General features: G+C 61.0%; 24 protein-coding genes. 17 read left to right on the top strand and 7 right to left on the bottom strand.

Features of this window, described 5'->3' with window-relative positions:
- Positions 1-17: 17 nt before the first annotated feature.
- From BMY30_RS02400 to BMY30_RS02340, 14 genes are all read left to right on the top strand, one after another.
- The gene (locus BMY30_RS02400; protein ID WP_089710222.1) at positions 18-1,838 is read left to right on the top strand and encodes an ABC transporter ATP-binding protein; all 1,821 of its coding nucleotides are present in this window, start codon (positions 18-20) and stop codon (positions 1,836-1,838) included.
- Entirely contained in the window at positions 1,839-3,752 is a 1,914-nt protein-coding gene (locus tag BMY30_RS02395; RefSeq protein WP_089710220.1) for an asparagine synthetase B family protein, read from the top strand.
- Between the two features lie 189 nt (positions 3,753-3,941).
- Positions 3,942-4,145 carry a lasso RiPP family leader peptide-containing protein gene (locus BMY30_RS18435; RefSeq protein WP_139195456.1) on the top strand — a complete coding sequence of 68 codons (204 nt, stop codon included), beginning with the start codon at positions 3,942-3,944 and terminating at the stop codon, positions 4,143-4,145.
- A gap of 165 nt (positions 4,146-4,310) precedes the next feature.
- Complete coding sequence (locus BMY30_RS02390; protein WP_089710218.1) at positions 4,311-5,270, top strand: hypothetical protein; 960 nt, start codon at positions 4,311-4,313, stop codon at positions 5,268-5,270.
- Entirely contained in the window at positions 5,267-6,523 is a 1,257-nt protein-coding gene (locus BMY30_RS02385; RefSeq protein ID WP_089710216.1) for a PqqD family peptide modification chaperone, read from the top strand. The genes BMY30_RS02390 and BMY30_RS02385 overlap by 4 nt, the downstream gene beginning before the upstream one ends.
- 303 nt (positions 6,524-6,826) lie before the next feature.
- Positions 6,827-7,600: a phytanoyl-CoA dioxygenase family protein gene (locus BMY30_RS02380; RefSeq protein WP_170840050.1), complete on the top strand. Its 774-nt coding sequence runs from the start codon at positions 6,827-6,829 to the stop codon at positions 7,598-7,600.
- 45 nt (positions 7,601-7,645) lie between these two features.
- The gene (gene purN / locus BMY30_RS02375; RefSeq protein ID WP_089710212.1) at positions 7,646-8,314 is read left to right on the top strand and encodes a phosphoribosylglycinamide formyltransferase; all 669 of its coding nucleotides are present in this window, start codon (positions 7,646-7,648) and stop codon (positions 8,312-8,314) included.
- Between the two features lie 211 nt (positions 8,315-8,525).
- On the top strand, positions 8,526-9,140 hold the full coding sequence (locus BMY30_RS02370) for a sugar transferase (RefSeq protein WP_089710210.1): 615 nt from the start codon (positions 8,526-8,528) through the stop codon (positions 9,138-9,140).
- Positions 9,130-10,386, top strand: a complete 1,257-nt coding sequence (locus BMY30_RS02365; RefSeq protein WP_089710207.1) for an alanine racemase — start codon at positions 9,130-9,132, stop codon at positions 10,384-10,386. The genes BMY30_RS02370 and BMY30_RS02365 overlap by 11 nt, the downstream gene beginning before the upstream one ends.
- Entirely contained in the window at positions 10,367-11,407 is a 1,041-nt protein-coding gene (locus tag BMY30_RS02360; protein WP_170840049.1) for an ATP-grasp domain-containing protein, read from the top strand. The genes BMY30_RS02365 and BMY30_RS02360 overlap by 20 nt, the downstream gene beginning before the upstream one ends.
- 366 nt (positions 11,408-11,773) lie before the next feature.
- On the top strand, positions 11,774-12,649 hold the full coding sequence (locus tag BMY30_RS02355) for an O-antigen ligase family protein (RefSeq protein ID WP_170840048.1): 876 nt from the start codon (positions 11,774-11,776) through the stop codon (positions 12,647-12,649).
- A gap of 144 nt (positions 12,650-12,793) precedes the next feature.
- On the top strand, positions 12,794-13,060 hold the full coding sequence (locus tag BMY30_RS02350) for an IS3 family transposase (RefSeq protein WP_089710201.1): 267 nt from the start codon (positions 12,794-12,796) through the stop codon (positions 13,058-13,060).
- A 207-nt stretch (positions 13,061-13,267) separates the two neighbouring features.
- Positions 13,268-14,146, top strand: coding sequence for a GNAT family N-acetyltransferase (locus BMY30_RS02345; protein ID WP_139195454.1), 879 nt, complete (start codon positions 13,268-13,270; stop codon positions 14,144-14,146).
- Positions 14,147-14,210: 64 nt separating this feature from the next.
- Positions 14,211-14,864: a sugar transferase gene (locus BMY30_RS02340; protein ID WP_089710196.1), complete on the top strand. Its 654-nt coding sequence runs from the start codon at positions 14,211-14,213 to the stop codon at positions 14,862-14,864.
- Between the two features lie 235 nt (positions 14,865-15,099).
- On the opposite strand, the gene BMY30_RS02335 is transcribed toward BMY30_RS02340, so the two are convergent.
- The 5 genes from BMY30_RS02335 to leuS form a co-directional block, all read right to left on the bottom strand.
- A complete protein-coding gene (locus BMY30_RS02335; protein WP_089710194.1) occupies positions 15,100-16,065 on the bottom strand; it encodes a PA2778 family cysteine peptidase in 966 nt (321 codons plus the stop codon).
- 13 nt (positions 16,066-16,078) lie between these two features.
- Positions 16,079-16,474 (bottom strand): PA2779 family protein, encoded by a 396-nt coding sequence (locus tag BMY30_RS02330; RefSeq protein ID WP_089710191.1) that lies wholly within the window; start codon positions 16,472-16,474, stop codon positions 16,079-16,081.
- Between the two features lie 194 nt (positions 16,475-16,668).
- On the bottom strand, positions 16,669-17,727 hold the full coding sequence (gene holA, locus BMY30_RS02325; protein WP_089710189.1) for a DNA polymerase III subunit delta: 1,059 nt from the start codon (positions 17,725-17,727) through the stop codon (positions 16,669-16,671).
- Positions 17,728-17,737: 10 nt separating this feature from the next.
- Entirely contained in the window at positions 17,738-18,229 is a 492-nt protein-coding gene (locus tag BMY30_RS02320) for an LPS-assembly lipoprotein LptE (protein WP_089710187.1), read from the bottom strand.
- Positions 18,230-18,256: 27 nt separating this feature from the next.
- The gene (gene leuS, locus BMY30_RS02315; RefSeq protein ID WP_089710184.1) at positions 18,257-20,839 is read right to left on the bottom strand and encodes a leucine--tRNA ligase; all 2,583 of its coding nucleotides are present in this window, start codon (positions 20,837-20,839) and stop codon (positions 18,257-18,259) included.
- A 237-nt stretch (positions 20,840-21,076) separates the two neighbouring features.
- Here leuS and BMY30_RS02310 point away from each other — a divergent pair, with 237 nt between their 5' ends.
- A complete protein-coding gene (locus BMY30_RS02310; RefSeq protein ID WP_089710182.1) occupies positions 21,077-21,595 on the top strand; it encodes a zinc ribbon-containing protein in 519 nt (172 codons plus the stop codon).
- Positions 21,596-21,682: 87 nt separating this feature from the next.
- Here the strand turns inward: BMY30_RS02310 and BMY30_RS02305 are convergent, their stop codons facing one another.
- The gene (locus BMY30_RS02305; protein WP_244516097.1) at positions 21,683-23,011 is read right to left on the bottom strand and encodes a hypothetical protein; all 1,329 of its coding nucleotides are present in this window, start codon (positions 23,009-23,011) and stop codon (positions 21,683-21,685) included.
- 130 nt (positions 23,012-23,141) lie between these two features.
- Entirely contained in the window at positions 23,142-24,035 is an 894-nt protein-coding gene (locus BMY30_RS02300) for a LysR family transcriptional regulator (RefSeq protein ID WP_089710349.1), read from the bottom strand.
- Positions 24,036-24,175: 140 nt separating this feature from the next.
- Between BMY30_RS02300 and leuC the strand changes: the two genes are divergently transcribed.
- Positions 24,176-25,639: a 3-isopropylmalate dehydratase large subunit gene (gene leuC / locus BMY30_RS02295; RefSeq protein WP_089710180.1), complete on the top strand. Its 1,464-nt coding sequence runs from the start codon at positions 24,176-24,178 to the stop codon at positions 25,637-25,639.
- 3 nt (positions 25,640-25,642) lie between these two features.
- Positions 25,643-26,290: a 3-isopropylmalate dehydratase small subunit gene (gene leuD, locus BMY30_RS02290; RefSeq protein WP_089710178.1), complete on the top strand. Its 648-nt coding sequence runs from the start codon at positions 25,643-25,645 to the stop codon at positions 26,288-26,290.
- The last annotated feature ends 89 nt before the right edge of the window (positions 26,291-26,379 follow it).

Here is a 26,379-nt window from a genome sequence, read left to right as displayed (position 1 = left end):
TAGCTCCAGGAAGGGTCATGCCTTCGATTGCCAAGCTGACTGCGCCGCTGCACACCCTGAAGCGAATCTTTCCCATCCTCTGGACCAGTAGCCGTAAATGGACGCTGATTTCTACCGGCCTGATGGTGCTCGAGATTTTCTTCGGACTTGCGGTGCTCTTCCTGCTCAAGCAACTCGTCGACGTCGTGACCACGCTGCTGGGCAGTGATGGCCCCGTTGACGGCATTCGGGACGTACTCTGGACGGTGGCGGCTACCGGCTTCTGCTCGTTGGGATTTCTGGCTGCCCGGGGCTTTTCCGGGCTGGCCAGGGAAACCCAGGGATTGCTGGTAGCCGAGCGGATCGACCAGGACATCCACGAGCGTGCCGTGCATGCGGATCTCGCCTTCTACGAGAGCCCCCGCTATTTCGACACCCTGCAGCGTGCCCGGCAGTCCGGCAGCCAGCGACCGGTGCAGGTCGTCAACAACCTGATGTTACTGTTCAAGAATACGCTGATGCTGGCCGCCATCGTGGTGCTGCTGGCCACCATCAACTGGATGCTGCTGCCGCTTCTGCTAGTGGCCATCGTGCCGGCGCTGCTGGTCAGGCTGCGCTTCACACGCAGGCTCTATGATTGGCAACGCAAGCGGACCCAGATGGAGCGCCGGGCGGGCTATCTGGATTGGCTGTTGACCTCGGATATCAACGCCAAGGAGCTGCGTCTCAATCAGCTGGGTGACTTCCTGAGCGAGCGATACGATGAACTGAAAGCTCTGATTCGGCGGGAAAGGCTGGCCATCAGTCGTCAGCGCACCCTTGTCGAGGTGGGCGTGTCGGCGGTGGCCACGGCGGCATTCTTCTCGGCACTGGGCTTTCTGGCATGGGAGACCTCGGAAGGCCGCAACAGTGTCGGTGACCTGGTGCTTTTCCTGCTGGTGTTTCAGCGCGCCCAGTCCATGGGTCAGGAACTGGTGGGTCAACTGTCGCGGCTCTACGAGGACCATCTCTATATCGGCCTGCTGTTCGAGTTTCTCGATGTGCGTCCGGTCATATCGGAGCCCGTCGATCCCAGGCCGCTACCTTCGCGCATGAGAGGGGGAGTGTGCTTCGAGAACGTAGGCTTTCGCTACCCCGGCACCACCCGGGAAGTGCTGCGTAACATCGACCTCGCTATTCGGCCGGGCCAGGTGGTTGCTCTGGTGGGTGCCAATGGCTCCGGCAAGACGTCACTGATCAAGCTGCTCTGTCGCCTCTACGACCCCAGTTCGGGGCGTATCACCCTGGATGGGGTCGACGCCCGGGAGTACTCCCTCGACGACTACCGGCGCAAGTTCAGCGTGATCTTCCAGGACTACGGCAAGTATGCCGACACGGTACGCAGCAACATTCGCTACGGTGATATCCGTCAGCCCGAGGATACGCCGCTGGTCGAGGCGGCAGGAAACAAGTCGGGGGCGGACCCCTTCGTTCGCTCCTTGCATAGCGGCTACGACACGCCGCTTACCCGCATGTTCGACGATGGCCAGGAGCTCAGCATCGGCCAGTGGCAGAAGGTGGCCCTGGCCCGCGCCTTCATGCACCAGTCCGAAGTGATCATCCTCGATGAGCCGACCAGCGCTCTCGACCCCGGGGCCGAGTTCGATCTGTTCGCCAACTTTCGCGAGCGGATCGACCATCGTGCCGCCCTGGTGATCAGTCACCGCCTTTCCACCGTGCGCATGGCGGACTACATTTATGTGCTCGACGATGGAGAGATTCGTGAGGCCGGCACCCACGACGAGCTGATTCGACTGGGGGGCATTTACTGCGAGTTGTTCAGCCAGCAGGCATACCAGTACCGCGAGGTCGAGGCGTGAATGAGTGCTATATGCGGCATCGTGAGCCTCGATGGGCGTCCCGTCTCGCCCTCGCAACTGGAAGCCATGGTGTTGAGGTGCCGGCATCGAGTGGTCGATGGTGTCTCCTATCACTACCAGGATGGCATGGGGCTGGCCTGTCTATCCCGCGATAGCTCCTCGGATGGCACAGGTGAGTGCCTCCCCGAAACATTTCTGGAAGGCCAATGGGTGTTTGCCGCGGATGCCCGCCTGGACAACCGCGAGTCGTGCCTTGCATGGCAGTCCTCCGGTTTTCCCGTGGATGAGAAGGCAGCCGATAGCCGCCTGATGTTTGGGACACTGCTGCATGACCCGCAGAAAGGGCCCGGCAGGCTGATAGGGGACTTTGCCTATGCCCTCTGGGATGCGAGGCAGCGAACCCTTCGGCTGGCAAGAGACGCCATGGGCATGCGATCACTCTATTATCGGGTCGAGCCGGGGCGTATCCTCTTTGCCACGGAGCTGAGCCAGATACTGGCCGTGGAAGGCGTGCCGAGGCGCATCAATCGGAAGGCGATGGCATGGCACCTGTCCGATCAGCAGACGCCTCCCGGCTGCACCTTCTACGAGGGGATCGATGAGGTCCTGCCCGGTGAGGAGGTCGAGATCGATCTTCGCGGCAGGGTGCGTCGCCGCATGGTATGGAAGCCGGATCCGAGCCATCGGGCTCACTATCGGGACAGCCGCGAGTATGCCGAGCATTTCCGTTCGCTTTTCGTCGAGGCCGTGCGCTGTCGCTCCCGCGTTGCTTCGCCTGTTGCCATCGGCCTTAGCGGTGGGTTGGATTCGGGAAGTGTCGCCTCGACTGTCGGCTGGCTGGCCGAGCAGGGCAATGATGTGCCGGCACTCAGGGCCTACAGTTGGGCTTTCACGGAGCACCCCGAGTGTGACGAGCGCGAGAACATCTACCGCATTGCCAATCGCTTTTCCATCCCGGTTAGCGAGATTCCCGCCGAGCAGACCTATCCATTGATGGACCTGGCTGCCTATGCACCGGACGAGGATGGCCCTTTCAACCTGATCTACCAGAGTTTCGTCGACAAGGTGCTGCAAGGAGCCGCGGCAGATGGCTGCCGCAGCGTCTGGTTCGGCTACCGTGGTGATGTCGTGGTGGGGGGAGGGATTCATGATGTCTCGGGCCTGGTCCGTGAAGGATGCTGGCGCGAGGCGCGATTTGAACTGGCTGGCCTCCGACGTGGCCATGGGCTTAGCCGAACTCGAGGCCTCTGGCGTTTCGGGATCAGGCAGGTGTTCGATGACACCCTCTATTTCCTGACAAGGCCTGCAAGGCGCGCCCCTCTCAGCGATGCTTTCCTCTCGGCCTATTCCCCGCGTGATCGCCTGCCTTCCTTCGTCACGCCCGATGTGGCTCTACGCTGCGGTTTACCCGACAGGGATCCCCTCGTTGCCGACTCGAACGCCTGGAGCCGGGCCTCTCACCGCGAGCGCTATCGACAGATCTTCTCGCCTCTGGTCATGAGCGTGATGCGGCACGCTGAACGCCACTGTGCGACCCACGGGCTGGCCAGGGCAGATCCGTGGAGTGATCGGCGTCTGGCGGCCTTTGTTCTCGCCTGCCCACAGCATCGAGTCAACAGGTTCCGTCAGCCGAAACGACTGGCCCGCCAGGCGGTGTGCGGCATCATGCCGGATGAGGCGATGCGCCATAGCCGCAAGGTGGTGCCGTCACCCTTGTATGAACATGCGATTCGCCATCTGGTTCATGATTCGGTGCTTGGCCTGATGACTGACAGTCGATGCGCGGCTCTTGGCCTTGTCGACGAAGAGCATTTTCGGGAACTATTTAAGCGCCATTGCTGCGGAGACCTTCAGGACGTCGACTTCTGGGCTGTGCTGTCGCTTGAACTCTGGCTGCGTCACTGGTGGGCATAGGCAAGCAGGGCTTCATCATGCTGCACCAAGTTCTAGGCAACTACCGATGACTGACCGCCGCGGATTTTTTTGTAACCGGTACGTATCTTTATGCTTGGTAATGCTAGAATCTAGAATAAGGTCATTGGTGGCGAGTGGTATCCGTATCACCAGGATCGGTTGCATCACCTTTGCTGACCAAGGAGGTATATGATGAAAACAAATACGAAAAATGCTTGCCAGACTGATGCCAGGTCGCCATATCAACCCCCTCAGCTTCAGGTTTGGGGTGCCGTGTCGGACCTGACTCGCCTTGGTGGCTCTGGCGGTTCTGGTGATACGTATCCCTCCAGTAACCCCGTGAAGGATGATAATCCAGATGGTAGCGTGACTTGGGCCGGTGGATCGGCATGATCCCTTGGTTGGCTGAGAAACGGCAGGGAAACTTCACGGGGTTTCATTGAACGAGCCATTGCGTGAGAACGACAGAGACGCGGCCTCAAGGCCGCGTCTCTTCGGTTGGCTATGGAATGATATTGTTGCCGTTCTCGCATCAAGTTTTTGAGCATGGAGCATATCATGCCCCGTCTCCGCCTGTTCGGCTTTGAAACTCTTGCCGATATGGATCTGGCCACTCCCATGGCGGAATCCTCACCGTCTGCGGGTCCTGAGCTCTCTTTCAGTTGTCTCCCAGCTGATCCGGCTAAGATGCAGGCCCCCACCGACAATGCCCTCTACCTCAGTAATAGCCTTAACGGCTCGGGCGATCCCTCCGTTCAACTCTTCGAGGTGAACGAGTCTACTTGGTTGATGCGCTTTCCAGGGATTGCCGACTTCTATCTCATGTCAGGAGAGATCGAGTGCCGGCTTGTCGATCCGAGGCTTGCTTTTATGGTCGATGTCCTGCTGTTGGGACACGTCATGGCTTGCTACCTGGAGCGCCAAGGGATCCTGGCCCTGCATGCGGGCGCACTTGCCGTTGGCCATCGTGCCGTGCTGTTGGCCGGACAAAGGGGGGCGGGCAAGAGCACCATGGTGACTTCCATGGTTGCGGCGGGCTTTTCCTTGATGGCAGATGATATCGCTGCCGTGGAGGAGAATACGGGCGTGGTTATCTGCCGCTCGGCATTTCCCCAAGTCAAGCTGACTCCCGAGCAACTGGGACGCTTCGTGAAGGGGAAAGGCCGGTCATACCCCCGCTTTCACCCGGGTTTTCCCAAGCTGAGCGTGCCTGTGGCCGACCTGGGAAATTTCGATCTCGGCCCACGCCCGGTGGGAGCGATCTACCTGCTCGAAAGGGGGCATGAGGAAAGCGTGGTCATCGAGACTCTGCCACCTGCCAGGGCGGTGGCGGAACTAGCCAGGCACTCTTTCCTCGGCCATGTCCTTGAGGCTACCCCCATGCTGCGCGACCGTTTCGCCCACCTTGCACGCTTGGCAAGCGCCGTGCCTGTCAAGCGTCTGGGCTATCCGGATGGTTTCTGTCATCTGGCGGACGTGCATGCAGCCATCGAAAATGACCTGGAAGCCAAGGAGTGATCGCAGCCAACCTGGTGGTCACGCTGTATGATGGCACCCGCGTCCCCGCTGCCAGGTTGCTCTCGGCGACCGGCCAGCCAGACATTACCTCGGCACTTGAGGAGCTGGCTACGGCCATTCGCGCCAATCCCCTCTGGTCTCGGCTGACCGGCTCGGCATTGATCGGGAGGTACGAGCCGGCGCCGCTTCTGGCGGTGGTTGGCACTTTTACCGAGGAGCAGCAGGCGCTGCTGATGCAGTTGAGAGATCAGCTCGATCTCCTAATGCAAGAACGAGAGTTCGTAGACTATCCTCACGCAGAGGCCGTATGTGGTCGTCTGGCCGAGAGGCTGGTCGCGACCTTCAGTGCCGAGTTCCTGAAATCTGCGCAGTTTGCCGCCATTCCCCGGGGTGGCCTGATCGTGCTGGGGATGCTGGCCTACCACCTTGATTTGCGCCCTGAACAGCTCACTACCCTGGACGCCGCCGCTGTCGAGAAGACGCTGTTCGTGGTTGACGATTGCAGCCTCTCCGGTACCCGGTTTCGAGAAAGCCTGAGCCTTACTGCTGCAGACGACGTGGTGTTCTGCCCCCTCTATGCCCCAGAGGCGCTATGCGCCGGTATAGTTTCCTGTGAGCCTAGGGTAGTGGCCTGTTTGTCCGGTGCGACCCTAGAGGATACTACGCCGGCACCGGGTGGCGCGGGTCATGAAGCGTGGCGTCGCCAGCGTCTCGCCCGTCTCGGTGATGACTGTTATTGGCCGGGGCAGACGCTGGGCGTTGCCTTCGCCTGGTGCACGCCACGGACGCGGCGCTGGGATGAGACGGCAGGGCGCTTCGTGGAAGGCTGGGATGTGGTGCCGCCGTCACGCTGTCTCAAGCGTCGCCTGCTGCTGCGCCGCCTCGAGAACGATGCAATCGTGGACTATCTGCCGACCCTGACACTGAATATCCCCTATCCCGGAGCCGATATTCGGGCCCATGATCGCGTGCTATGGTGCTGCAAGGACGATGGCGTGATTGTGGCAAGAATTCCACAGCGCGCAGCTGATTCGGCCAGTGTCTACAGACTGGACGGTATCAGCGCGAAGTTCTGGCAACTGTTGATGATACAGGGCTCAATGCAGCGGGCATTAGCGGCGCTGTTGGGGCGATACCAGGTATCTCGCGAGCGGCTCGAGGCCGACATGGACGCTTTGGTGGAACAGATGCGTGCGGAGGGATTGCTGGTGTGTAACGACCAGTTGCCACAGGACCATGATACAGACGCATGAGTTAGCTTTGGCAGCAAGTCCCTCAGGCAGTGTTCTGGGTAAGATCCGCCTACTGAGTAGTTTCAGCTTTTGTGGATGAGAAAAACTATACAGGCAGAATGCCGGTGCTGAGTGTAATCTTATGTGGAGGCATGGTAATAAAGTGTATCGGTAGCGTTCTGGAACTGTGTAGTTGCAATGGAAAAACCAGTTGTAGTCTGCATGGCGGTAGCGGTAGCACGGGCAAGATGTGGATGTAGAGGCGTGAAGTTAATATTAGTACTTCCGGAGCTGAGGTGTTGAGAAATGTATACCGGAATGACGATGACTGACTATGACCATCGTATGGATGAAGAGGGGTGGATCATCTTCGAGAAGGCAGTGGATAATGATCTGGTAGCTGAGATGAAGGCTGACGTGCTGAAGTGGATAGATCTCTGCGAGAAGTATCAGGTTGAGCGGGGGCTAAACGATTTAGGCGATGGCACGGCGCATCAGACTGTTGGTGGTAACGATAGCCTTGACCGATTCTACCACATGCACCTCTTCCACGATTATATCGCGCGCTACTTCGACGACAAGCCCTACATCCTGTGCTGCAGTACACCCACGGCCGGCTATGCGCACAAACGCAATTATCTGCACAGCGTACATCGTGACATTGGCAGCTACATTTCTTGCTACAAGGCGCGCCTTAACATGATCGTGATGCTTGATGACTTTACAGTCGAGAATGGTGCCACACAGGTCCTGCCGGGTTCCCACCACAAGGAACAGAAGCCTACTGATGAGGAATTCGGGGCCAGTTGCGTTCCGATTACCGGCCCCGCGGGCTCCGTGGTGTTCTTTAACTCCTATCTTTGGCATCGCGGTGGACAGAACAGGACTAACGACTCTCGTGTCGCCCTGACAAGCGGCTTCACCCGGCCTTTCTTCAAGCCGCAGGTGGACTACGCACGCATGCTGGGGGAGGAGTACGGGCGAAACCTCTCACCGTTGACCCGACAGCTGCTGGGCTACAACAGCCGGGTACCGGTCAGTCTGGACGAGTGGTATCGGCCCGATGGGGCGCGCTTCTACCAGAAAGGTCAGGGTTGAGGACAAACACACCAGGAATCTCGAACATCGTAGGGCTGGTGTGACATGACGAAGAACATGGTGGTACTGGCGTCTTCCGGCGGGAGTGTGCTCGACGAGGCACTCAAGGTGGACGCCTGCAGGCAGCACATCGCCCTCGTGGTGTGCGACCGGGAGTGTGGTGCCGAATGGGTCGCTCGGCGTCATGGTGTAGCCGTCGAGGTGATGCCATGCTGCACCGGCAGGGAGTTCTCGGATGCCCTCTACGACTACTTCCTGGGCAAGCCGGAGATCGACCTCTTCCTGTCTTCTTACTCTCGGCTGCTTTCCGGCAAGTTTCTCCAGAAGTATCGAGGGCGTATCGTCAACTTCCATCCTGCCGTCCTGCCCGCCTGTCCCGGCCTGGACGGCTTCGGCGATACGCTGAAGGCCGGCTGCAAGTTCATTGGGGCAACCGTTCATTTCGTCGATGAAGGCATGGATACCGGCAGGCCGATCCTCCAGGCGGCCAGGCCCCATGACCCTGGCCTCTCCGATGAGGAAAATCGCCAGAGGGTCTTCATGCAGATGTGCCGTATGTTCGTGCAGATCGTCACTTGGTTCGCTGCAGGGCGCGTGGACCAGCAGGGCAGTGTGCTCGGTGCTCGATACCGACTATCCGAATTTTCTCCGAACCTCGACAGCGTCCATGCCATCGAGTTCGCCCAGGCTTTCTGCCCGGAGGATAAAGAATGAAGTTCATTTTTTGGCCCTGTGGCTTCGCACAGGCTAGTCTAAAATCGTTTCTAGTCTGATTGATGCCAGACACAAGGTCTGAGGAATCCTGTTAGGATTCAGTGCGGGTAATGCTTAACCGTGATGAGTAGTGCCAAGTGTTCAGCAAGCTTATTTATCAGTCGTACCCAGGCTGAGATGAAATCTTTCTCAACCAATGGAAGAATCTGTTATGATAAAACGTGCATTTGATATTTCCATGGCTAGCATCATGCTTGTTTTTCTTTTTCCCGTCATGCTGGGGGTGGCCTTGCTGTTAAGACTGACCATGGAGGGGGAGGTGTTCTTTCGTCAATGGCGGCCGGGAAAGGATGAAATTCCCTTTCAAGTCATCAAGTTCAAGACTATGCGCGATGCGGTGGACAATCAGGGGGAACCCCTGCCCGACAAGGAGCGTGTCACTCGGCTCGGGCTGTGTATCCGCCGTGCCAGCCTCGATGAGCTGCCCCAGCTGCTCAATATCCTGAAAGGCGAGATGTCTTTCGTAGGGCCCCGGCCATTGCTGATGGAGTACCTCCCTTATTTCATCGGTTATGAGCGGCAACGCCATGATGTTCGGCCCGGTGTGACCGGGCTGGCTCAGATTGCCGGACGCCAGGATATCAGCTGGGAGGACAAGCTCAGGCTGGACGTGGAGTACGTCCATCGCCAAACATTGTGGCTGGATCTCAAGATTCTTTTTGCCACCGTGTTGATCGTACTCAAGCGTGAAGGCATTCTCCATGCTGCCCCCCAGGGGCGGCTGGATGAATATCGCAGGCGCCTAGGGCTCAGGCATGTTGCCTGATTACGCTTTTCTGGCCTCCGTATCCTGCCGGGTAGGTGGCGCCTTCTATCTCTTCGATTCAACTAGATTTCACGACAATTATCTTAACCTACGAAACCAGCTTCGTAGCCATTGGCCGAACACGGAACTGGCATATGCCATGAAGGCGAATTACATGCCGCCTATCGGGCCGCTGCTGGTCGAGCTGGATGGCTGGGCGGAGGTGGTTTCTGCTTTTGAGTATCAGGTTGCCAGAGCCTCATTGCCTGCCGAGAGGATTATCTTCAATGGGCCGATCAAGCATGAACAGGATCTGCGTGAGGCGCTGGATAAGGGGAGTCAGGTCAATCTGGACTCCTTCCGAGAGATCCGTCTGCTGGAGAAGATCGCGCCGGAGTTCGAACGTATCGAGGTGGGCCTGCGGGTCTGTTTCGAATTTACCGAGTTGGCCAGCCGTTTTGGCTTTGAGGTAGAAAGCGGGGAACTGGATGAAGCGCTCCTTTTCCTGGACTCGATCCCCGGTTTGGATGTCGTGGGGCTGCACTGCCATGCCACCCGCCGCCATCTGGGGGTGGCTGATCCCGTGGAGCGAGTCGAGCGCCTCTGTCGCCTGGCCGGTAAAATGCTGCCTCGACATCCCATCCGGTCAATCAATATCGGTGGGGGGCTGCTGGGCGACATGCCTGCGTCTCTCAGGGATCAGTTTCCCTATTCGATACCGAGTCTAGCCGAGTACGCTGATGCTATCGGTCGAGCATTCGTGCGCTGTTCCCCGACGGCTTCCATGCGCTTGATCGTTGAGCCCGGCACGTCGATGGTAGCAAACACCATGTCTCTGATAGCGCCGGTCGTTGAGACCCGGCAGCGTCGAGGGGGCTGGCAGGCCTTGCTCGACACCGGCATCAACAGTCTCAACCCCACCCGTTCCAGTACCCGGCCTAGTCTGAAGGTGGTGTCCTCATTCCGCCCGGAGGCCGAGCGGATACCGCGGGATTATCGTCTTGTCGGTAATACCTGCATGGAGCATGACATTCTCTGCGAATCCTTCAAGTGGGGGCTGGAGGCTGGTGACTTCGTGGTCTTCGAGAACCGAGGAGCCTACTCGCTAAACTATACACCGCCCTTCATCGTGCCCTGCCCAGCGGTGGTGGATTGCCAAGGACGACTGTTGAAGCAGGCCGATTCACCCGACAGCATTCTGGCCTCTTACCTAACGCACCCCAGTGACGCCCCAGAGGCAGCCTATCTTGAACATCCTGCTGACTAGCGCTGGACGTCGTAACTACCTGCTTGGGTATTTCCGGGACTCCCTGGCAGGGAGAGGGCGTGTGTTGGCCGCGGATTGCTCGGAGTATGCCGCGGCGCTTCAGGAGGCAGATGAAGCGTTTGTGGTGCCGCGTGTGAACGAGCCCGACTATGTTGAGTACCTGCTTGGGTTGTGTCTATCTCAGGGCGTCGGGTTGCTGTTTTCACTGAGTGACCATGAGCTGCCGATCCTGGCCGCCGTCAGGGAGCGGTTTTACGATCAAGGGGTGCAGGTAGTGGTCTCTCGCCCCGAGGTGATCTCGCTGGCGGCAGACAAGCTGATGACGGCAAGATTCCTGAAAGCGGCGAGGCTCGAGACACCCGTAACCTATGCCTCACTGGAGGAGGCCCTGATGGGCCTGGATTGCGGTGAGGTAGCCTTTCCCTTGGTCGTGAAGCCACGCTGGGGAACGGCATCCTTGGGCATCGAGGTGGTCGATGACCTGGAACAACTCAGACTGGCCTGGAATTACGGGCAACTGCGACTGCCCAGGCTGGGGTTATGCAGCGGAATCAGGGGAGCGGGCGGCTTGATGATCCAGGAATTCTTGCGTGGACAGGAGTATGGGTTGGATGTCGTAAACGATTTGAATGGACGCTACCAGGCCACGTTCCTCAAGCGTAAGCTCGCCATGCGTGGAGGCGAGACCGACAAGGCCGTCACAGAGAGTCGTCCTGAACTCCTCGAAGTAGGCAGGCGGATCGGTGAAGCCCTGGGGCATGTGGGAAACCTGGATTGTGACGTCTTTTTGCACGGTGAAGCGTGCTTTGTGCTTGAGCTAAATCCTCGCTTTGGTGGCGGCTATCCCTTCAGTGCCGAGGCCGGTGCCGATGTCCCAGGTGCCCTGATTGCCTGGGCGGAAGGACGACAGCCCCCAGCGGGTTGGGATGTAATTCTGGATGGCGTGACATCGGCCAAGTGCGATCGTCTGGTGCGGGTTTTGCCGCAGCACCAAGACGGTTCCCTCTGGCAGGCAAAGTGATAGCAGAACATGGATATTGTAGCCGGATTGGGTGTTCTTGCGTTGGCCGCGTTCTCGCTGCTCCTGCCCCATGGTTTCCAGCTTTTCTTGCTAGTGTTGGCCGCCGGTATGATTGGCTGCCTGGTCCGACCCAGGCCAGGCGCTGCTGACCTGACACTGCTTTTGCCTTCCCTAATCATGACCCTCTTCGGCGTTACGTGGCTCGCGTTGGCTGCAGGGCACGGTGAGACCCTGGCAACATGGCGGTTGGTATGGCCTGCGCTGTTGACGGCCCCGGTACTTTGGGTCATGCGATGTGCACGGCCGGACCCTACCTGGTTTTGGGCTGGCTTGTCACTGGGAGCTTCAGGTGCTGGGGCCTGGGCGGTGTTCCAGGTGCTGGTGCAGGGTGCGCCCAGGGCCGCGGGTCATGAGCCCCTGCATGCGATCCTGTTCGGCAATCTCGCTCTGATGCTGGGACTTTTCTGTCTTGCAGGGCTTGCTTGGGCATCGCGGCAACCTGAACGTGTTTTCTGGTGCTGCTTTATGACCTTGGGGGCGCTGCTGGGTTGTTTTGCCTCATTGCTTTCCGGTACGCGGGGAGGCTGGGTGGTACTTCCTGGACTGCTGGCTGTCATTTTGATGGCGTTTGGCGGCTGGTTGACGCTACGTCGCCGAGTGCAGCTCGCTATCTTCGGCACATTGCTGGTGGTCTCTGCCGTTGCGATCCCGCAGACAGGAGTGCACTCGCGACTGGCATCGGGCATCGAACATGCTAGCCGTTATCTTTCTGGGGAACGTACAGTGGCCACAGCTGCCCGGGTAGAGCTTTGGCGAGGTGCGGTGATGCTGATCAGTGATCGTCCGCTGCTCGGCTGGGGAGACGCGGAATACTTTGAGGGCATGGCACAGTTCTCGGAGGCGGGCAGGCTGGACCCGGCGACCTCCAATTACTGGCATTCCCACAGCGACGTGCTAGATGCCTGGGCGCGGCGTGGTGCATTCGGCATGCTGGTGCTGTTAGCCATTTACCTGCTGCCGGTCTGGCTGTTCCGGGAAGGGTTGCGCGCCCGTGACCCGGAAAGACGTGCCCTGGCCACTTGCGGATTACTGTTGCCTGTTGGCTTTGCCGGCTTCGGGTTGACCTATACCTTCATGGCCTATTCGGTAGGCATGGCCGCCTATACAGGATGGTTTTGTGTGATCTGGGGCCTGTATAGCTCCTTGCCACCCGACACGGCCTACTTGGATCCCTCTCAATGATGCCGATAGCAGTGAATCGCCCCGGGTTTCGTAGACACCTCCAGGCCTTATACTGAAGGCAGCCAGGGGGAGATCGACACCCTCTACCGCGAGATCGGTAAGCTGACGGTGGAACGGGATTTTTTTATCACGCAGGCTCGAGCGTTGAGCCGGGCGCAGCGCCTGGCCATGATCGTGCCGCCATCACCCGCCACCCCGAGTCAGAGGCGTCAGTGCCAGCTGCTGGTTATCGGCCGCTCGTCGCTGCACTACCAGCAGCGCGAGTGGCTGACCGAGGATCTTGTGCTAATGCGTCTGATCGATGAGCATCACCTGCTGACGCCGGTCTACGGCTCACTCAGGATAACCGTCCATCTCAATCGGCTGGGCCACCGGGTCAACCGCAAGCAAGTCCGTCGTCTGATGCGGTAGATGGGGCACCAGGCCGTCTATCCGAAGCCTCGTACCAGTCTGCCGGGCAAGGGGCATCGAATCTATCCCTACCGGCTGCGCGCCCTGACGCCGATGATGACCGGATCCTAGCTTAGATGACCTGTCAGGTTGTCCGAAGGGTGGGGTCCACTTCAGCCTCGATGCGTCAGTCGGTTTTCCCTGCTGTGGTCAAGAATGGGTACCCCAATGATCGGATACGAATATTTCCACGATGAGGGCTTTCTGTGGCGCAAGCACCAAGGCACTCTGATCCCTCTGTCCATGCCACATCGTGATGCCCGACTCGAGGCTCCTGATGCCAGAGCTTTGCTGAAAGCTCATGGAGCTCTCCTCGTACGCTGGGAATCGAACTTTGACTGTGCATCTACTACAGACTGGTGGCATGTTATCAAATCCGAGGAAGAGCACCTGGAAGTACTGAGTCGCAGCACACGCAGCAAAGTACGGCGCGGCAGCCGCCAGTTGTCGGTTAGCTGCGAACCACGTTGCAGCGTGCTGAACGAGGGATATGTCGTTTACCGCCAGGCTTACGAGCGCTACGACACCCTCGAGCCGATGATGTCGGAGGCCGCTTTTAGGGAAGCCATTCGCCAGTTACCCCCGGAGACGGAGTTCTGGACAGTGCGCACCAGGGAAAGTAATGAACTGGTAGCCTTCAGCGAGAACCTGGTCATTGATGACGCCTGCTTCTATCTCTCCATCTGGTTCAATCCGGCTTCACTTGGGCAATACGCCGCTTACACCCTGTTCTACGAAATGAACCTTCATTATCTCAATGAGCGTCGCCTCCGTTACGTTTCGGATGGCGCTCGCAGCATCAGCCACGACACGGGGATTCACGACTTCCTGATCAACCGCTTCGGTTTCCGCAAGGCTTATGCCAAGCTCCATGTGGTATATACCCCCCTGCTGGCGGCTGCAGTACATGCGCTCTACCCTTTCCGTCGACTGATCGGCAAAACTAGCCGGCCGATGTTCCGGAAGCTCACGGTATTGCTGGAGCAGGAACGGATCCATCGATCGTTCGACTACAAATCTTCCCTGAGGTTAGAAAGAATTAGTTAGCCAGCATGGCTCTCATTTTCCTAGCTCGTCTCTTTCATATCACCTGATCTAAGAGAGCACGAACATGACCTTGTATCAACCAAGCCACACCAACTTATCGAGCAAGTCGCACACGGGCCTTGAGCGGCCAAGCTCACGCTTCATAAAACGCACTTTCGACCTTGTCGGTGCCTGCTTCGGCCTGCTGCTGCTGTGGTGGGTGATTGCCTTGGCTTGGGTAGCAGCCAGCATGGAATTCCGTCGCAACGGCTTCTTCATCCAGAAGCGGGTCGGTATGAATGGTCGCCTCTTCTCACTGGTCAAGATCCGCACCATGCGCGAGATAGGTGGAGTTTCGACCACCGTAACATGTGCCAACGATCCGCGGATCACCCGATTGGGGCGGATCCTGCGCCGAACCAAAATCGACGAGTTGCCCCAGCTCTGCAATGTGCTGATCGGCGACATGAGTATCGTTGGCCCTCGACCGGATATCAAAGGATTTGCCGACCTCCTGCAGGGAGAACAGCGGTTACTGCTCAGTGTGAGGCCAGGCATCACTGGACCGGCAACACTCAAATACCGCAGAGAGGAAGAAATCCTCAACAACTTGACAGATCCCGAAACCTACAACCGTACTGTGATCTGGCCCGACAAGGTGCGCATCAATGTCAACTACGTGAAAAATTGGTCGTTTCGCCAAGATCTCAAATATATATGGCGCACCTTGGTGAAGTGACAGCATATTGGGAGGCAGAATTTTGCGGAACATATCACTGCAGTATAGCGATGGCTTACTTTGAGGGCGGACGAAGTAACGATGCAAGACCTGTTGGCTGAAGTGGTCTCAATTAGACCAGTTCAAGGATCCTAGATACCATCTCTCCTAACCGATCAAAAACCACTTGATGCAGTGTTTGTGATCGGTTAGGAGAGATGGTATTGAGCATGCATGCAGACGATTCCCTTATCCCTTACAGCGCCGCCAGCGCGTCCCGGGCTTGGGCTTGCCATCGACCGGGGAGCTCGGCGGCGCGGGTCAGCGCCTCTCGAGCCTGGGTTATCTCTCCCCGGTTGCGCTGCAGCAGCCCTAGGTTGAGCCAGGCCACAGCGAGTTCAGGGTCTTGCGTCGCCGCGTCCTCGAAAGCCTCGATGGCCCCCTGGCTGTCGCCTGTGACATGGCGTGCATTGCCCAGGGCGAAGTGCCCCATGGCGACTTGCGGGTGCTGTGTCACAAGGGCTTCCCAGGCGGGGAGGGCGGCCTGGGCACCCTGGACGCGTTCGAAATCGGCGATGGCGTCCAGGGACTCGTTGCCATCACCAGTGGCAGGCATTTCACCCGGAGGCAGGACGACGAAGGCCCAGCGATCGCTGCGGGCCCAGGTGGCATCGAAGCGCTTGAAGGACGTCATACGCTCCGGTTCCATGCCACTGTGCAGGGTCAGCGTCTCCTCTTCCAGATTGAAGCCGATGGCCACGGCGTAATGCCAGACCGGCCAGGCGGGCAGGGAGAGGTTCTGCATCACCACCACGGGATGGCCGGCGTTGAGCTCGGTAAGCAGGGCATCGAGATTTCCTTCGATCATGAAGGGGATGCGGCCGTGGCGGCGCACGGTGGCCAGCATTTCCGGCTGTACGCTACCCTCGCGCCCGGGTAGGAAGACCTGCGGAATCAAGGTGTCGACCTCTACCGGCACTCCGGAGGCGTTGAGCACCATCGCTAGCGACGCGGGGCCGCACTGGTAGTCGCGTTGCCCGTGAAAGGGGATGTCCTCGAGCAGGGCCTGGCGGGGCAGTTTGCGCTTCGTGGTCTCGGCCAGCTGGGGCGCGCTGGCGCAGCCGGTCATGATGAGTACCAGTAGTACCAACGCGAGAACGCCCGCTAGGCGGGCGTTCAGCAGGGTAGCGTTTGCGTGATGCCTGGTAGGGCATGGAGTCATGCGACGCTCCCGATCAGCGGACGAACGGGTAGACGTTGGTCAGGCCGAGGATATCGGTGACCAGCAGGATCACGAAGACGGCAAACAAGGCACCGACCACGCTGGCACCGGCCGGCAACTGCTCGAGCTGATCGGCCATCTGGGCGGCTTCCGCATCGGAGAGGGCGGCCACGCGGGCCTCCACTTCGGCGGGGTCGACGCCCTGGGCGAGGAGCTGATCCTGCACATCGTCACGCGCGAGGATCTCGTGGATCCGCTCCCGATCGCCCTGGGATCTTTCGGCATTCAGGACATCCTGGGTGGAGACCAGGCCACTGCCCGGATTGGCTGGTGCGGCGGCAACCGGCAGGCTGCCCAGTACCAGGGCGGCGATCAGCAGCGGGCTGAGATAGCGATAGAGCTTCTTCATAATGGTGGTGTTCCTTCTTCTCGGGATGGGCTTCCAGCTCCAGGCTCCGTCGACGCTGCATCCATGCAGGCCAGCGAAGCAGCGATGCCGTTCCAGTATAGGACAGAATGCCGTGACATTTCATGCCCTTGTGGGGGAAAACTCGGCATCGCTCCCACGAGAAGTGGCGTTCTCAATAGCGCTTGCCCAACGCTCTAGCCGACGCGGTAGGAAGAGGGCAGTTCGGCCAGCAGGCCGCGGCCGCCGGCCAGGGTGAGTGCCAGGTCGTGGAGGCCATCCCAGAGTGGCACGCTGCTGCCGCCCTTGATGGCCAGGTCGAGGCGCTGGGCGAAAAGTAACAGCTTGTGCAGTCGCTTCAGGGGTAGCCGGGCAATGGCCTGCTGGTAGGCGGGGCGACGCTTCTCGAAGATCGGTGGCTTCTGGGCCTTGCAGGCATGCTCCAGGCTTTGTCCCTGGTCGAGGTGCTGCTGGATGGAGAGCAATATGCGCAGCTCGCGGGACAGGGCCCAGAGCACGATGGGTGGCTCGATCCCTTCACCGCGCAGGCCGGCCATGATCCGAGTGACCCGGGCGCGCTCGCCCTTGAGGCAGGCGTCAAGCAGGGTGAAGACATCATAGCGGGCGCTGTCTTCTACGCCACCAGCCACTTCCCTGGCACCCACCCGTGCGCCCGCGGGCAGCATCAGGGCCAGCTTCTGCAGTTCCTGGTCGGCGGCGAGCAGGTTGCCCTCGGTGCGTTCACCGAGCAACCGGGCGGCATCGAGGTCCAGGGAGAGACCGTGGCGCCCGGCTCGGTCACGCAGCCAGAACCCCAGTCGTGACGCGTCCACCGGCCAGACAGGCACGAACAGGCCGACCTTGTCCAGGGCCTTGAACCACGCGCTCTTCTGCTCTCGGTAGTCGAGCTTGCCGGTTGAGAGCAGCAGGATATCGTCGCTACCCTTTATGGACTCGGCATAGTCGCGCAGTGCCTTGGCGCCTTCCTGGCCGGGCTTGCCGCTGCCCAGCCGCACCTCAATGAGCCGTCGCGTGGCGAATAGCGAGAGGTTGGCGGCGGCTTCGGTTAAGTGTCCCCATGCGAAATTGGCCTCCACGTGCAGTATCTCACGCTCGTCTACCCCGGCCTGGCGGGCGGCGGCGCGAACGGCGTCGCAGGCCTCCACGTGCTGCAGCGGCTCTTCGCCGGCGACGATCACGACCGGAGGCAATTTCTTGGCCAGCGTGTCGGGAAGCTTGTCGGGGAAGACCTTCACGAAAGCACCTTTACTCAGTGTCCAGTGCGCGCAGCCGGTTCATCAGCTGGCTTACGGCGTCGTCACGCAGCCGGTCGCGAGTTTCCTCGCGCAGGTCATCCTGGGCCAGCAGTTGGTCATCGTTGACCGTGAGGTGTTCGCTGACTTCCAGGCGCTGCTGGTCGAGCAGGTAAGCGCCGTCGGCGCGGCGTTGCACTGAGAAAGGCACCGCAAGGGTCATCTCAAGGTCGCGATGTCCGCTGTCGAGCACGCTCAGGCGTCGCTCGCGGAAGTTTTCCGTGCCGAGGTTAAGCACAAGCGCCGCCTGGTCATGTACCCGGGTGCCCGCGCTTTCCAGGCGGCGGGTGACTCGCCGGGCCAGTTCGCTATCCGCGCCCTCCACGGCCAGGGCGTCGATGGCCACCACCGGCTGATCGAAACCGCGTAGGCGAAAGCCGCAGCCGGCCAGCGCCAGGGAGGCACCGGCGGTGAGGCCGAATTGCAGAAGGGAGCGGCGCTGCATGGGACTCTCCTCGTCAGGGTGCGGCGGTCAGCCGACCACGATGTTGACCAGCTTGCCGGGCACCACGATCACTTTGCGGACCGTCTTCCCCTCGATATGACGCTGCACGTTCTCGGCTGCCAGTGCCTGAGCCTCGATGGCGTCCTTGTCGGCGGAGGCCTCGACCTCGAGGCGCGCTCGCAGCTTGCCGTTTACCTGAACCACCAGCTCGATGCTGTCGCGCTCCAAGGCTTTATCGTCAACTTCCGGCCAGCGGGCATCGATCGCCGGCTCACTATGGCCCAGTTCCTGCCACAGCATGTGACAGGCGTGGGGCGTGATCGGCGCAAGCAGCAGCACGCAGGCTTCCACTGCTTCGCGGGCCACGGCCAGGCCCAGGGGGGAGGTGTCGTCGAACTTCGAGATAGCGTTGGTCAGCTCCATCACCGCCGCGATGGCGGTGTTGAAGGTGGTGCGCCGACCGATGTCGTCGCCGGCCTTTTTGATGGTCTCGTGGGTCTTGCGGCGCAGCTCACGCTGTGGCTCAGTGAGGGCGGCGAGGTCGAGTGTGCCGGGATTGCCGGCCGCGAGGTGGTCGCTGACCAGGCGCCACAGGCGCTTGATGAAGCGGTGGGCACCCTCGACGCCGGCGTCGGACCATTCCAGGGATTGTTCCGGTGGCGCCGCGAACATCATGAACAGGCGCACGGTGTCGGCGCCGAAGCGGTCGATCATGAACTGCGGGTCGACGCCATTGTTCTTGGACTTGGACATCTTCTCGATGCCGCCCATCTCCACTGGCTGGCCGTCCTCGATCAAGACGGCGCTGATCGGACGTCCCTTGTCGTCACGCTTGACCACGACGTCAGCAGGGTTGAACCACGCCTTGCCGCCGTTCTCGGTGGGGCGATAGTAGGTTTCGGCGATCACCATGCCTTGGGTGAGCAGACGCTGGAAGGGTTCGCCGGCTTCCACCAGCCCCAGGTCACGCATCAATTTGGTAAAGAAGCGGGCGTAGAGCAGGTGCAGGATGGCATGCTCGATACCGCCGATATAGAGGTCTACCGGCAGCCAGTAGTCGACCCGCTTGTCGAGCATTGCCTCCATGTTGTCGGCGCAGCAGAAGCGCGCGAAATACCAGGAGGACTCCATGAAGGTATCGAAGGTGTCGGTTTCTCGCGTCCAGCCGTCACCGAGATCATAGAATTCGGGCATGCGTTTGAGCGGTGAGCCGCTGGCATCCACGGTAACGTCCATGGGAAGCGCCACCGGCAGCTCTTCGTCGGTCAGTGGCACGGTCTGGCCTTCGGGGCCGTACTTGACGGGGATAGGCGCGCCCCAGTAGCGCTGGCGCGCCACACCCCAGTCGCGCAGGCGAAAGTTGGTCTTCACCTCGCCTAGGCCCTGCTCGGCCAGCCGGGCGGCAATCGCGTCAAAGGCGGCCTCGAAATCCAGACCGTCGAATTCCCCGGAGTGGATCAGGTTGCCATAGTCGGTGTAGGCACCTTCGGAGAGATCCGGCGTCTGGCCGCTCTCGTCGGCGATCACCGCCTCGATGGGGATGGCGTATCTGGTGGCGAACTCCCAGTCGCGCTGGTCATGGGCGGGCACCGCCATGACGGCCCCGGTACCGAACTCCATCAGCACGAAGTTGGCGACATAGACCGGCACTTCGCGACCGGTGAGGGGGTGTACCGCCACATGGCCGGTGCGCATGCCCTTCTTCTCCCGGGTGGCCAGTTCGGCTTCCGAGGTGCCGCCGCGGGCGCATTCCGCGCAGAAGTTTGCCAGCGACTCGTTGCCCTTGACGGCCTGCTTCGCCAGCGGATGGTCGGCGGCCACGGCCATGTAGGTGACGCCCATCAGGGTATCGGGGCGAGTGGTGTAGACCGAGAGCGGCTCGGCAGGGGCGCCATTGGCGTCCTTGATGTCGAACGTAAGCTCTACGCCGCGCGACTTGCCGATCCAGTTGCGCTGCATGGTCTTGACCTGCTCGGGCCATTCGATGCGCTCCAGGTCGGCGAGCAGTTCCTCGGCGTAGTCGGTGATCTTGAGGAACCACAGCGGGATCTCCTTGCGCTCCACCTGTGCGCCGGAGCGCCAGCCGCGACCCTCAATCACCTGCTCGTTGGCCAGCACCGTCTGGTCGACCGGGTCCCAGTTGACGGTGGACATCTTCTTGTAGACCAGGCCCTTCTCCACCAGCTTGGTGAAAAACCACTGCTCCCAGCGGTAGTAGTCGACATCGCAGGTGGCGAACTCTCGGCTCCAGTCGTAAGCGAAGCCCAGCGCCTTGAGCTGGGTGCGCATGTAGTCGATGTTGTCGTAGGTCCACTTGGCCGGCGGTACTCGGTTCTGGATGGCCGCGTTCTCCGCCGGCATGCCGAAGGCGTCCCAGCCCATGGGCTGCATGACGTTCTTGCCCTGCATACGCTGGTAGCGAGAGACAACGTCGCCGATGGTGTAGTTGCGCACATGCCCCATGTGCAGCTTGCCGCTGGGGTAGGGGAACATCGACAGGCAGTAGAACTTCTCGCGGCTGGTGTCTTCCACCGCCTTGAAGCACTGGTTGTTATCCCAGAATTGCTGGGCGTCGCGTTCGGTCTCGTGGGGCTTGTACTGTGCGTCCATCGCTCTCTTCGGGTACCTTGCAAGTAGAGCGCAGCGGCATGGCGCTGCGCATGTCAGCGGCCCTTGTCCGGCATCAAGATCGGGCGCCGGTGCGGCGCGAAACCATTGAATTTCCGGCGGGATGTCGTCTAAATGGTGTAATTGATTAAGCGCTAGGATACCCCAGCATGGCGACCGTAGGCTACGGGCAGCGCCCGCTGGCCCGGCAAGCCCCAATCGCGATACGAGGAGAGCAAGATGAGCGAGCACAAGGATCCGCAACAGGAGCACCGTCTTCGCGAGGGCTACGAACGCGTGCTCGACCGGCTGCGCGAGGGTGCCGATGAGCTGACCTGGGATAATCTGCAGCAGGAACTCGACGAGGCGGTGGAGTTCGAGGCTGAGCTGGAGGAATTTACCAAGGACGAGCTGTCGCTGCTGCGCGCCTGGGTCGAGCGCGATCTCAAGGAGATGCGTCGTTATTTCGCCGCCGGCGGCGAGAGCGTGGCTACCTGGTTGGGGATCGATCTGTCCATGTTGTCCCGCAAGGTGGTCGAATCGCTGCTCTCCATCGCCGATCGCAGCGTGATCGAACGGGAGCAGCTTGAAGATGACCTGGAAGCGGCTCGGGCGGATTATGTCGAAGGCGAGATGGCGGCACCGGGACGCATGGCCTGCGTGCATTGTGATGCCATTGTCGAGCTGGAGGGGGTGACCCGGATCGAGCCTTGCCACCAGTGCGGTCATCGCTACTTCGTGCGTGCGCCGAAAAAGTAGGCCTGCGGCCAGCTACAAGCTTCAAGGAACAAGTGACGAGGAAAACCCATCTAGTCTCCAGCTTGGGACATATACTGCCTTGCAGCTTCAAAGCCAGGCATCAAGCCCTATGATGCTCACTACCACCAGCAAGGCCATCACCGCCGCATAGCCGAGGTTGTGGCGCATCATCGCCGTACCGCTGACACCGTATCGCCCCTGCAGTGAGAGGTTGATGCCGGAGAGCGGACCGACGCTGGTGCCCACCGCCCAGGAGGCGAGGGCCACGAAGGCGAAGAGGGTCTGGCGGCCGGCGTCCAGGTCCAGCATCGAGGCGAGTACCGACACGCCGATGATGGGGTGCAATCCAGCCACCGCACTGATGACGATGGCCAGGAAGCTGGCGATGGCCTCCAGCGATCCGAACTGGGCAAAAAGCGTCCAGTTGCTTCCTGTGGCGGCGCTGATGAAGCCCGAGAGTCCCTCGGTCAGCAGCCCCGCGCAGAGAAATAGCGAGATCTCGCCGCGCATGGCCGGCAACCGTGTGAGGGTGTGCTGATGGATCCGACGCAGTGTCCAGCGCGGTCCGCTGGGCAGGTTGGAAAGTAGCGCCACGCTTGGAAGCAGGAAGGTGATGATGCTGACGATGGAGAGCCTGGGCGTGATGACGTAATGGAACAGCATCACCAGGGCTGCCATGCTCACCGGCATCAACAGGCTGCGCGGCGACAGCGAGAAGCCGGCGGTGTCGGCCAGTTCGAAGCGTCGCGAGAGCTCGCCGACCGTCAGCATGCCCGAGACCAGGGCCAGGGGCAGGCCGAAGGCGAGGATCGTGGCGTAGTGCATCGCCGGCGCCAGGGTCATCACCACCCCCATGGAGGCAAAGAAGGGCGACCAGAGGGCGGCGCTGGAGAGACCGCGGTTGAGGCCCAGCAACTGGGGTGTGGAGAGCGGGCCGTGGCGCTCCAGGCGATCGCCGACCATGAACACCGTGGAGAGGTTGAGAATCGAGCCGAGCAGGTGGACCCCTAGCCAGGTACCTCGCATGCCGCGGGCACCGGTCAGGGCCTTGCCCTGGGGGCGTGACCGTCCGCGCAGGTTGCCGATCAGCCCGATGAAGCTGACGCCGACCAGCATGGCGACCACATAGGTGTTGCCGTCGAGGATTCCCGGCCAGTCGATCCTGGCGCCATGCCAGGTACGAGCCAGGATCAACAGGCCCAGGCCGATGGCGGCCAGTATTCCGGCTTGTCGCCGAGTACGCCGGGGGATGTCGATCCACAGCAGGGCCGTGGCCAGCCACAGGCAGTAGCTCACCGCATGGGCCAGCGGGAACAGCTCGGTGAACTGCGCTATCTGCAGGATCAGGCCGGCAAGAACCAGCCCGCCGGCTACGGCGTGGCGGGGAACGATCTCGGGTGGGGTGGTGGCAGGCACTGACGAGGGTTCCTTGCGCAAAAGATGAGCAGTCTAAACAATTTGCAGTGATGTTGTACGGGGCTCTCTGTGGGAGCGAACGGTTCGACGCCTCGACTTGCGTCGCGATCCGTCGCGATCGCCCGATGGCTCAGCTCCACGCCCTGGCTGCCGGTTCAAGGGCGGCGTCGAGCTGGGCCAGCATGGCCCGGGCCGGGTTGGAGAGGGTGCGGCTGCGATGTACGAGGTAGCCCAGCGGCCGATGGATGGGCGGATGGTCGACATCCAGCACGTGCAGTTCGCCGGCCACCAGGCGCTCCGGCAGCAGGCTCCAGCCCAGGCCGATGGCGGTCATCATCTTTAGTGTTTCCAGATAGTTGGTGGAGAGCGCTACCGGCAGTTGCAGGCCGGCGGCAGCAAAGCGTGACTCGATCAGGCCGCGAGTGAAGGTGAGTGGGCCGGGTAGGACGGCGTCATACTCGCACAGTGTCTGCAGGCTGGGGTGGTCGAGTTCGGCAAGAGGATGGTCGGGAGCACAGACGAAGCAGAGTCGGTCGATCCACACCGGTACCACCTGCAGCTGTTCATCGGGGTGAGGAGCGAGGGTCACCACGGCGATTTCCAGCGAGCCGTCCAGCACACCCTGATAGGCCTCTTCGGAGTCCAGGAAATGGAGATCGAGCCGCACCTCGGGGTGTTCGCGAGTATAGGCCTGGAGCAGCGGAGGCAGACGGTGCAGGCCGATATGGTGGCTGGTGGCCAGCGTCAGGCTGCCGGCCACGCTCCCTTCTAGGTTGCCCAGCGCCCGGCGGCTGTCATCGACCATCACCAGGATCTGCCTCGCTCGGGGAAGCAGTACCCTGCCGGCCTCGGTGAGGCTCACGCGTCGGCCGATGCGGTCGAACAGCCGGGCGTCGATCTGCACTTCCAGCACGGCGATTCGCTTGCTGACCGCCGGCTGAGTCAGGTGCAACTGCTCGGCCGCGCGGGAGAAGCTGCCGCTATCGGCTACGGCGAGAAAGGCCTGCAGGCTCTGGGTATCGATGGGCAGCTCCCTGACGCTTATTTCGGATTCCTTTAAGGAATCCATTCCATAAATAACATGAATTGCTTTTATGGGCGAGTCGCCGGAAAATGTCTATGACCGGACATGTTAATGAAGGGCCATAGGCCCGGGAGAATGATATGGCAGGCCAGACACTCTATGACAAGCTGTGGTCGCAGCACCTCGTCAAGGAGCGCGGTGACGGTACCGCACTGATCTACATCGACCGTCAACTGCTTCACGAAGTGACTTCCCCTCAGGCCTTCGAGGGCCTGCGCCTGGCGGGGCGCAAGCCATGGCGTCTCGATGCCAACCTGGCCACCCCGGACCACAACGTGCCCACCACGGTGAAGGAAAGAGCCGAAGGCAATGCCGGCATCAAGGACCCCGTATCATTGATCCAGGTACAGACTCTCGACGACAACTGCGGCGAGTTCGGCATCGAAGAGTTCAAGATCAATGACCCACGCCAGGGCATCGTCCACGTGGTGGGCCCGGAGCAGGGCGCGACCCTGCCGGGCATGACCGTGGTCTGTGGCGACTCGCATACCGCCACCCATGGCGCCTTTGCGGCCCTGGCCCACGGCATCGGCACCTCCGAGGTGGAGCATGTGCTCGCCACCCAGTGCCTGCTGGCCCAGAAGATGAAAAACATGCAGGTGCGCGTCGAGGGCGAGCTCGGCACCGGCGTCACCGCCAAGGACATCGTGCTGGCGATCATCGGCAAGATTGGTACCGCCGGCGGTACCGGCACTGCCATCGAGTTCGCCGGCAGTGCCATCCAGGGGCTTTCCATGGAAGGCCGGATGACTGTCTGCAACATGGCCATCGAGGCCGGCGCGCGGGTCGGCCTGATCGCCGTGGATGACACCACCATCGATTACCTGCGTGAGCGCCACTACGCCCCGACCGGCGAGCAGTGGGACGCCGCGGTGGACGACTGGCGCAACCTGGTCTCCGATGGCGATGCTGCCTTCGACAAGGTGGTGACCCTGGACGCCGCCGAGATCGAGCCGCAGGTCTCCTGGGGGACCAGCCCCGAGATGGTCACCGGCATCTCCGGCGAGGTGCCGGATCCGGCCGAGGCCGGAGACGAAACCATGCAGCGTGGCTATACCCGGGCCCTTGAGTACATGGGGCTGGCGCCGAAGCAGAAGATCACCGATATCCGCTTGGACAAGGTGTTCATTGGCTCCTGCACCAACTCGCGTATCGAGGATCTTCGCGAGGCAGCCAAGGTCGCGCGTGGAAAGAAGGTGGCCGATTCGATCATGCTGGCCATGGTGGTGCCGGGATCCGGCCTGGTGAAGCGCCAGGCGGAAGCGGAGGGGCTCGACAAGGTGTTCATCGAGGCGGGCTTCGAGTGGCGCGAGCCGGGCTGCTCCATGTGCCTGGCCATGAATGCCGACAAGCTGGGGGCGGGCGAGCATTGCGCCTCCACCTCCAACCGCAACTTCGAGGGGCGTCAGGGCTTCGGTGGACGCACCCACCTGGTCAGCCCGGCCATGGCGGCGGCCGCGGCGATCGCGGGCCACTTCGTGGATGTGAGGGGGATTGGAAACAATGGCGCCGCCAATGATGACGCTCTGGGTCAGGAGGCTTGAATCATGAAGCAGTTCGTACGCACCGAAGGCCTCGTTGCGCCGCTCGACCGGGCCAACGTCGATACCGACCTGATCATTCCCAAGCAGTTCCTCAAGTCGATCAAGCGCACTGGCTTCGGCGTCAATCTCTTCGACGAGTTGCGCTATCTCGACGAAGGCTATCCGGGACAGGATGTTTCTCAGCGCCCGCTCAATCCCGACTTCGTGCTCAACCAGCCACGCTACCAGGGGGCCAGCGTGCTGCTGGCGCGGCGCAACTTCGGTTGCGGCAGCTCACGCGAGCATGCGCCCTGGGCGCTGGAGGACTTCGGCTTCCGCGTGGTGATTGCCCCAAGCTTTGCCGACATCTTCTACAACAACGCCTTCAAGAATGGCCTGCTGCTGGTGACCCTGCCCGAGGAGACCGTGGATCGCCTGTTCGCTGAGGTGGAAGCGAACGAGGGCTACCGGCTCGATGTGGACCTGGAGAACCAGCGGGTGATCACGCCCTCCGGCGAGATCTTCACATTCGAGGTGGATGAGTTCCGCAAGCACTGCCTGCTGGAAGGCCTGGACGACATCGGCATCACGCTGAAGGATGAGGACGCCATCCGCGACTTCGAGGTAAAGCATCGCGCCGCGCGGCCCTGGCTGTTTCGCGATTCTGCTTAGGCTTGACAACCTCTTACACCCTGCCGCCGGGAACGCGGGCTGATCCGGCGGCAGGCCTTCGAGGAGGCGCTGTGAATACTTCCCTGTAC

The organism is Halomonas daqiaonensis, assembly GCF_900109725.1.
Classification (GTDB): domain Bacteria; phylum Pseudomonadota; class Gammaproteobacteria; order Pseudomonadales; family Halomonadaceae; genus Halomonas; species Halomonas daqiaonensis.
This window is presented reverse-complemented; position numbering and strand designations above follow the sequence as displayed.